Raw genomic sequence first — 4911 nt, forward strand, 5'->3', positions numbered from 1 at the left:
TTCGGCATGATGTCGATGATCACGCCGCCTGTCGCGGTCGCGTCTTTTGCTGCGGCGGCCATATCGCGGACCGGCGCAATGCGGACGGGCTGGTCGGCGGTTCAGTTAGGATGGGCGGCCTATGTCATTCCCTTCGTCTTTGTCGTGAACCCTGCTCTTATCATGGACGGCTCGGTGATCGAGATCGTCTTTGCCGTCGCCCGCGCGACCATCGGTGTCTGGCTCGTCTCTGCCTGCATCATCGGGTATCTCAACCACCCGCTCTCGGCGCCGCTTCGTCTCAGCTACCTGGCTCTCGGCATCTTGCTGCTGGTGCCGGGACTTGTCCTCCCGGGCGGTCTGTGGGCCGGCGGCGGGCTGACCCTCGCGGCCGGGCTTGCGGTGCTCTCCTATGAATTCCTCATCGCACGACGGAAGGAGTTGGACCTTGTCTGACCGCCCCAGCTTTATCCTCTTCATCACCGACCAGCATCGCGCGGACTTCCTCGGGTGTTATGGACATCCGCTGGTGAAGACGCCGAACATCGACGCCATGGCGGCTCAGGGGGTCAGCTTTGACCGCTTCTATGTTTCGAGCCCGGTCTGCATGCCGAACCGTGCCAGCCTCATGACCGCACGCATGCCGTCGAGCCACGGTGTAAGGTCAAACGGCATTCCCCTGTCCAAGCAGAACGTAACCTTCGTCGAACTTCTGAAAGACGCGGGTTATAAGACAGCCCTGATCGGCAAAAGCCACCTGCAGAACTTTACCGGAAAGCCCGCAATCCTGCCGCGGAGCGAGACGAGACCCGGTTTTTACCGTGCGCCAGGCGCGCTAGCCGAGGCCGTGCGCCACGATCTTTTGAGTCCGGTCTACTCCCAGGAAGAACCCGATTTCTGGGCCGGGCCGCAGCCGCGGGTGGAAACGCCATTCTACGGTTTCGATCATGTCGAGCTGGTGACCGGTCACGGTGACGAGGTCGGCGGCGACTATACCGCCTGGCTTCTGGAACGCTGTCCGGAGGCCGCCTCACTGGTTGGCCCTACCAACCAGTTGGACCACGACTACGTTTGTCCGCAAGCCGTGCGTACGGCGGTCCCCGAGGAACTCTATTCGACAAGCTACATTGCCGAACGGGCAATGGCCTGGCTTGAGGAAAATGGAGACCAGGAACAGCCCTTTTTCCTAATGGTCTCCTTCCCCGATCCGCATCATCCCTTCAACCCGCCTGGCCGGTTCTGGGACATGTATGCCCCAGAGAATTTTCCTGTCCCCGAGGCATTCCAGAGGAACGACTGGACGCCGCCGCCGCATGTGGCCGGCATCATGAAAGAACGTGAGACCGGGCGAGCCGCGCTGAAAGGTATGGGCACCATTGGCTGCAGTCCGCGCGAGGCGCAGGAAGCCCAGGCGCTGACCTGCGGGATGATCTCGATGATCGACGAGGCGGTGGGCCGCGTGCGGTCTCTTCCGGCGGCGCAGGAAGCGATCGGGATATTCACCTCGGATCACGGCGACCATTTGGGTGACCATCGCATGCTGCTGAAGGGCGCTGAACACTATGAACAGTTGATCCGGGTTCCCTTCATCTGGTCCGAGCCGGGGGATGGAAAGGCCGGCACGCGGGCAGACCAGATCGGGCAGACACATGACATTGGTCCGACCATTCTGGAACGCGCAAGGATCGAAAGTGCCATCGGGATGCAGGGGCGCCCCCTGTTGGAAGGCGGCCGCGACGCCGCGTTGGTCCAATATGACCACCAGAAGGAAAACCCCAACATCGGCATTGGCCCCCGCGTGCATACGCTGCGAACGGAGCGCTGGCGGCTCAGCCTGATTTGCGGTGTCGAATGGGGCGAACTCTACGATCTCGAAGCCGATCCCGGTGAGTTCGTGAACCTGTGGGACTGCCCCGATCATGCCGGTGTCCGCGCGCACCTGACCGAGCGGCTTGCGCGCGCCGAGATGGACGCTGTGGACCGGGCGCCATTTCCCACCGGTCTGGCATGAGGAGTACACGATGACGATCCGAAACATTCTCTGCGCCTATAGCGGCGAAGACGGCCAGGCCAGCGGCCTGGACCATGCCATCCGCATGGCCCGTCATCACGATGCATGGCTCACCGGCGTTCTTTGTCACGGCAGGCATGCACTGGAGCGCAGTTCGAGTGCAAGGATCCCTGAAGCGGTCCGCAGTATACTTCGCGAGGCAGACAATGCGCGCATCGCCGAGGCGCAGGCCCGCTTCCAAGCCGCGGTCGCCGAAGGATACAAACCGGACCGCGCCGAGTTCGTCGATCTCGATCCTGACAGTGCAGGGCCTCTGAGCGCGTTTGCGCGCTGTTTCGATATGGTCGTGACCGGCGCGCATTCCGCCCGACCGGACGAAGACCATCTGTCCGCCCACCCGGACACCTTGGCGCTGCAAAGCGGCCGGCCCGTTCTTGTCGTGCCTGACGATTACGAAGCCGACGCGCTTGCCGACCATGCCGTGGTCGCCTGGGATGGCGGTCGTGCTGCGGCGCGGGCCATTGGCGATGCCGTGGACATTCTTGCCGAGAAGGCCCGGGTGACGATCCTCTCAGTCGGTCGAAAATCAACCGCGCCGGACCATGTCGATGCTTTGCTCCGTCACCTGAAACGCCACGGCATCGAAGCGGTTTCCGAACACCGGGCTCAAGGCCATGCCTCGATTGCCCAGACGATCGAGATGTCGGCGAAGGAACTCGGCGCCCGGCTGATCGTCATGGGGGCCTTCGAGCATTCGAAGTTCCGCCACGATCTCTTTGGTGGAGTGACGACCGAAGTGATCGGTACCGCCACCGTCCCTGTCTTCATGTCCCACTGAAGGCAACAGGAGATTGGGGCATTTGGAATGACGACCACCCGAAAATGGATCGCCGCACTGGCGCCGGACTGGCGGCACAAAGTGTCGCCTAGCTCGGTTCGCTCGGACGTCATCGCAGGGCTGACTGGGGCCACCCTGGTCTTGCCGCAAGGCGTGGCCTTCGCGGCCATCGCCGGTCTGCCGCCGGAAACGGGCTTTTACACCGCGATGGTGCCCACGGTGATCGCAGCGCTGGTCGGCTCCAGCTGGCAAGCCGTTTCCGGGCCTGCGACGGCGATCTCGGTCTTGGTCTTTGGCGCGCTCTCGGGCAGCTTCGAGCCCGGCAGCCCGGAGTTCGTGTCGGCGGCCATTGCGCTGGCCTTCATGGTCGGTATTCTGCAACTGATCATGGGGTTGGCGCGCCTCGGTGAGGCCGTCGAGTTTGTCTCGCATTCGGTCATGACCGGTTTCGTGACAGGGGCTGCCATCCTGATCGCCTTCAGCCAAGCCAAACATGTCCTGGGAGTCGATCTCCCCAAGACTGCCAGCGTGGCCGATCTCGCAACCGAACTTTTTCGCGCGATCCCACAGGCGGACCCCCGGTCTGCGGTGATCGCCGCTGTTGCGATCATGACGGCCGTTGTCATTCGCTATTTCCGCGCCTCCTTGCCCAATTACCTTATCGCGCTTTGCGCCTCGACCGTCGCCAGCATCTTGTTGGGCGGTGCAGATGCCGGCATCGCCACGGTCGGCGCGATCGACAGCGTGATACCCCAGTTGGCCGCCCCGGCTCTTTCTTTCGGGTTTATCCGTGATTTCGGTGGTTCGGCCGCCGCCATTGCCATCGTCGGTCTGCTTGAGGCCATCTCTGTCGCGCGGGCCATGGCGCTCCGTTCCGGTCAGTTGGTCGATGCAAACCGGGAGTTCCTGGGGCAGGGGGCGTCGAACGTCGTTGGCGGGCTCTTCCAGTGCTACCCGTCCACCGTCTCTTTCACACGTTCCGGGGTCAACCTCGACAGCGGCGCGGTCACACCGATGTCTGCCATCTTCTCGGCGTGCTTCCTGTTCCTGATACTTTTGCTCGTCGCGCCCCTGTTCGCCTATGTGCCGGTCCCCGGCATGGCCGGGGTTATCCTGCTCGTTGCATGGCGGCTGATCGACATGCCCGAGATTCGCCACATCGTGGCGGGTTCCTCGTCGGAAACCGCCATCGCGCTGGTGACCTTCGTGGTGGCGATGCTGGTGGATCTCGATGTGGCGATCTTTGCCGGTGTCCTCTTGTCGCTCGCGCTGTTCCTGCGCGGGACATCCAGGCCTTTCCTCGGTGTCGGCGCCCCTGATCCGAGCACACCGGGCCGCACTTTCCGGCTGGCCGCCAGCCACCACCTGGCCGAGTGCCCGCAACTCATGGTGACACGCCTCGAAGGATCGCTCTATTTCGGGTCGGTCGAGTACCTCCGTCGGCAGTTTCGCCGGTTCGAGGTCGACAGGCCGCAGCAGAAGCACATGATCTTCATTCTGAAAGGGGTAGGGGAGGTGGACCTTCCAGGTGCCGATCTGATCCTCGAAGAGGCGGCTCGGCGGACAAGTCGAGATGGCACGTTCCACTTGCAGATCAAGGCACCTCGCACGATTGCGAAACTTGCCCGCATGAAGGTTCTTTCAGTTCTGGGGCGGGACCGTATCCATCTCAGCAAGCACGATGCCATCGCCAAAGTGGTGCCTGCACTCGACCCTTCGGTGTGCGCGGGCTGCAGAGCACGCATCTTCCGGGAATGCGCCTCGATGCCCGGCCATCCTCCCGGTGGGTTGGAGGGCTGTGCATCACGATCCAGATCCGCAGAGATCGGTTCGGGCGCAAGGGATGCAGGCAAGGATGCGGTATGAACTCTGTATGTTGTCGGTGGCCAGACCCGCGGTCTTGTGCGGTCAATCATCAACTCCGAAAACAATCACGGACGGGAGCGGAAAGGCTCTACATCTCAAATGATCAAATTAGGAAAGGAAACTCAATGACTTATGTTTTCCCTCCCGCGCAGCAGGCTTCGATCGCGGTTGCAGGCAGCGAGGACCGCATTCCGGTGCGGCGCATCTTCTGCATCGG

3 protein-coding genes and 1 pseudogene are annotated in these 4911 nt (G+C 62.6%); all 4 read left to right on the forward strand.

Translation table 11 applies throughout. From position 1 onward, the window contains the following. Nucleotides 1–435, forward strand: a pseudogene (locus tag PVW46_RS13430) (C4-dicarboxylate ABC transporter permease); the annotation flags it as partial. Next, nucleotides 428–1990 (forward strand): sulfatase family protein, encoded by a 1563-nt coding sequence (locus PVW46_RS13435; protein WP_274576169.1) that lies wholly within the window; start codon nucleotides 428–430, stop codon nucleotides 1988–1990. The pseudogene PVW46_RS13430 and the gene PVW46_RS13435, both read left to right, overlap by 8 nt. A 10-nt stretch (nucleotides 1991–2000) precedes the next feature. Continuing rightward, on the forward strand, nucleotides 2001–2828 hold the full coding sequence (locus tag PVW46_RS13440; RefSeq protein WP_069210150.1) for a universal stress protein: 828 nt from the start codon (nucleotides 2001–2003) through the stop codon (nucleotides 2826–2828). Between the two features lie 27 nt (nucleotides 2829–2855). Next, nucleotides 2856–4694 (forward strand): SulP family inorganic anion transporter, encoded by a 1839-nt coding sequence (locus tag PVW46_RS13445; protein ID WP_069210151.1) that lies wholly within the window; start codon nucleotides 2856–2858, stop codon nucleotides 4692–4694. Nucleotides 4695–4911: the final 217 nt, after the last annotated feature.

The sequence above is a fragment of the Mameliella sp. AT18 genome, from assembly GCF_028807275.1.
GTDB classification, from domain to species: Bacteria; Pseudomonadota; Alphaproteobacteria; order Rhodobacterales; family Rhodobacteraceae; genus Antarctobacter; species Antarctobacter albus.